Annotated in this window: 3 protein-coding genes; 2 read left to right on the top strand and 1 reads right to left on the bottom strand. The window is 28.0% G+C overall.

The window, feature by feature from the left end; all coding sequences use genetic code 11:
• Positions 1–384: 384 nt before the first annotated feature.
• Together KPL38_RS18560 and KPL38_RS18555 are read left to right on the top strand one after the other, a co-directional pair.
• The gene (locus KPL38_RS18560; RefSeq protein ID WP_216290619.1) at positions 385–645 is read left to right on the top strand and encodes a hypothetical protein; all 261 of its coding nucleotides are present in this window, start codon (positions 385–387) and stop codon (positions 643–645) included.
• Between the two features lie 656 nt (positions 646–1,301).
• A complete protein-coding gene (locus KPL38_RS18555; protein ID WP_216290618.1) occupies positions 1,302–1,991 on the top strand; it encodes a YczE/YyaS/YitT family protein in 690 nt (229 codons plus the stop codon).
• A gap of 483 nt (positions 1,992–2,474) precedes the next feature.
• Here KPL38_RS18555 and KPL38_RS18550 read toward each other — a convergent pair whose 3' ends face one another.
• On the bottom strand, positions 2,475–3,422 hold the full coding sequence (locus tag KPL38_RS18550) for an L-lactate dehydrogenase (RefSeq protein ID WP_216290617.1): 948 nt from the start codon (positions 3,420–3,422) through the stop codon (positions 2,475–2,477).
• Positions 3,423–3,828: the final 406 nt, after the last annotated feature.

The following is a 3,828-nucleotide window of genomic DNA, read 5'->3' as shown; positions in this document are numbered from 1 at the left end:
AACAATTATACCAGAAAGAGGGGGTCATTGTTTTTTTTCTTAAAAACAGCTACAATCCTTGCAATTGCAGGGTCTTAAATAAATAAAACAAAGATAGTGTTAACACTATCGAATTTTTAAGGGGGGAGAGTATATGAATAATAAATTAATTAAGAGAGATACTTTATTAGCTTTTAGGGTTCTAATAATATTTATATTGGTAATTTTCATATTAATACATATTTAAATTTATATACCCTTTATCCAATATTTACAACGTAACTAATAAGTGTTATGTTGATGTGATGAAGAAGGAATTACTATGTTAAGATAATGATTAAAAAAACAATAAACTAAAGCATTACGAAATGTGAATGAAGTTAACAAGAGGAGGAATAATATACTATGGGTAATGATAAAGAAAACTTCACACAGGAAGTCGTAGAAAAAATGGACAAGGATGATAAGGTCATAAAGAATAAAGCACTAAAAAACGCGATACAGGAGACGCATGATAAAGAAGGCAGGAAGTACATAAAAGACAATAAATATAAAAAAGATACAACTATGTTTAATAATAATGATATAAATAAAAGTATGCTAGATAAAGAGATTATAGATATTACAATTATAAATAATCAAGGTAATGATGAAACCAAACTATGATAAAAATTAAATTATTAGTTTTCATGCAATCTTAATATTAAGAAAAACACTTTATTAAGAGAAACTAATAGTAAGTTCACTTGCCCCGTTTTAAGTAAAAAATGCCAATATCTTTAATATTAAGAAATTAGAGGTGATTTAAATTCTAGTAAAATATAAAATCAATAAAAATTCTTATACTAATTTTATAAATTCAGTCAAAATAACACGAGCTAAAATTAGCTGGAGAAAGAGACGCAAAACTATTACTAAACTAAAAAAAATGAATTGTGGTAAAACAACAAGTATATTAACAAGATCATCACTACGCAATCTATTGTTTAATAATGACTAACTACTGTAAACTTTTTATAGAAGGTGCTCACCAAAAAAATATTATTTGATTTGTCTACTTTAAAGGGAGAAGGGTACATGAATAATAAATTAATTAAGAGAGATACTTTATTAGCTTTTGTAGCTCTAATAGTATTTATATTTGTAATTTTCGTAATCAAATCGTTAGTTTAATACATTTCTCGATGATGATTAGTTCGTATTTTGAATAGGTAAGTTCCTTGATATGTATATTATATACATGCTAAAATATATATAAAGTTATTTTTTAGTGAATATGTCTAAAATCTAAACTTTACTTAGCTTTATGAAAGGATGAGAATATGACTAAAACACTAAATCTAATCAAAAGGCTAGCTCTATTTTTTTTAGGAATGAGCATAACACAAATCGGGGTAGCCTTGTTTTTAAAAACTAATATCGGTTCTGATCCCTTTACTTTATTTACTCAAGGATTAGCCTTCCGATTAAATAAAACACCGGGAACCTCCAATATGGTTATTTTGTTTATATTATTTTGCATAATACTTATAATTGAAAAAAGCCGTATTAATATAGGAACAATTATATGTATGGTTGGAGTAGGCCCCATTATTGACCTCGGAGTAAAAGCTATTTCGTTTTTCCCAATTGCATCTTTAAATATTGGTTTAAAAATGCTTTTAGTTGTATTAGGATGTGCTCTAATCTCCGTTGGATTCTCTATACTTTCGGCAAGTAAGGTAGGTATGGCGCCAAATGATATTATTCCATTTATAATAAAGGATAAAACTAACTTCCAATATCGTTGGATTCGTATGACATTAGATATTAGTTTCTTAATAATGGGATTTATGTTAGGCGGAGTATTTGGTATAGGTACAGTAATAGCAGCACTCCTAACTGGTCCTTTTATACAATTTTGCCTTCCTTATGGAGAAAAGTTTGTAAATGCTATTGTTAAAGATCAAGTTGAAGATAAGAGGTCAAAAAACTATATTGAAATTTTTCTGCGAAAAATAAAAAAGAACTAGCTGCTAATTGCACTAATTCTTTTTTGATTTATATACTTATATTTAGAGTAGTCACGGAAACTAATAAATAAAACTTGAATTTGTATGAAGTGGTATAGAACTACAAATTTTATGTTAAGAGAGCAGTTAGTGATAAAATTTGGTATAGCAAACGCACCTACACGGTGCAGGAATTTTCAGAAAAAAACATTTAATTGTTAAAAGACTACACTAATAAATTTAAAATACTAAAACCTGAAACCTTAAACCTTAAACCTTGCATCTAAATGAATATTAATTCCAGCAATCATAGTCAAAAATGAATAACGTTTTTCACCATATATTCGTAAAGAATGAATTCTATAATCACATAGGGTCCCTCCTAAGTTTATTACTTCTAATACTACTATTTACTTAAAAAATATAGTATCTCAACTCTATTTATTAAATAAAAAACACCAGTAAAAAATTTTTACTGACATTTTTACTTTAAATCATCAAATTTTATATTTTTGACTCTTCTATAACTGATTTAAGCACCTTTGAAGATTCAAATAATTTCATGTTTTCATCTTCGCTTAGTTTAACTCCCAATATTTTCTTTACACCATTTCTACCTACAATTGATGGTACTCCCATATATATGTCTTTAATTCCATATTCTCCTTTTAATAGAGATGATACTGTAAGTATAGAATTTTCATTACTTAATATTGCTTCAACTATCCTTTTTATAGCTAACGCAATCGCATAGTAGGTTGCGCCCTTCTTTTTAATAATAATAGAAGCTGAGTTTTTTACTTCCTCATATATATCAAATTTCATCTCTCCACTGCACTTTCTAGTACAAATATTACAGTACTCATCAACATTCATTCCTGCAATACTAGTTAAACTCCAAGTTGCAATTTCTGAATCGCCATGTTCACCCATTATATATGTATGAACATTTCTAGCATCAATTTCAAAATGTTTACTAAGTAGATATTTAAATCTCGATGTATCAAGAACCGTTCCCGATCCTATAACCCTGTTACTTGGAAATCCTGAAATCTTATATGTTATATAAGTAAGTATATCCACAGGATTTGATACTACCAATAATATAGAATTAGGACTAAATTTTACAATCTTTGGAACTATAGTTTTAAATACTGCTAAATTTTTTGAAATACAATCCAATCTAGTTTGCCCTGGTTTTTGACCAACCCCAGCTGTAATAATTACTATATCTGAATCTTTAGTATCTGCATACTCTCCAGCAGTTACTTCTATAGGTCTTACAAAAGATATGCCATCTGATAAATCCATAGCCTCGCCTTCAGCTTTATCCTTATTTATATCTACAATTACAATTTCACAAGTTAATCCACTAGTCATTAAAGCAAATGCAGTAGTTGACCCCACAAATCCTGCTCCAATTATGGATATTTTATTTCCCTTTGCACTCATATAAAAACCTCCCTTTCTTTACTAATAGTATATACCTAATAAGAATCATTTTTGTCTTATATAATGAAACAAATTTCACTTATCTAAAAGATGGCTGGAAGGTAATTACCTTCTAAGCGATTAAATACACAATCTTATTTTATGTCACCACAAGTAAACCCCATAAAGGCAAAGTACGTTAAATATGTGTTTAACGTACTCTGGCTATATGACTAGTTTTCATAACATCACTAAATAGTAAACGAATTTTAAACTGACAAAACGCGAACTTATTTCTTATATATAACTTATATTGTGATTAAGCCACAAAAAGCTATATTTTCTCCGGTAGGAGTTAAGCTATTTCAAATTTTAGGCTATGCCTCTTGAAAATATTGTAAATTAATATGAAAATTTCAATAAAAAA

It is taken from the genome of Clostridium psychrophilum, from assembly GCF_018861705.1.
Classification (GTDB): Bacteria; Bacillota; Clostridia; order Clostridiales; family Clostridiaceae; genus Clostridium_AD; species Clostridium_AD psychrophilum.
This window is presented reverse-complemented; position numbering and strand designations above follow the sequence as displayed.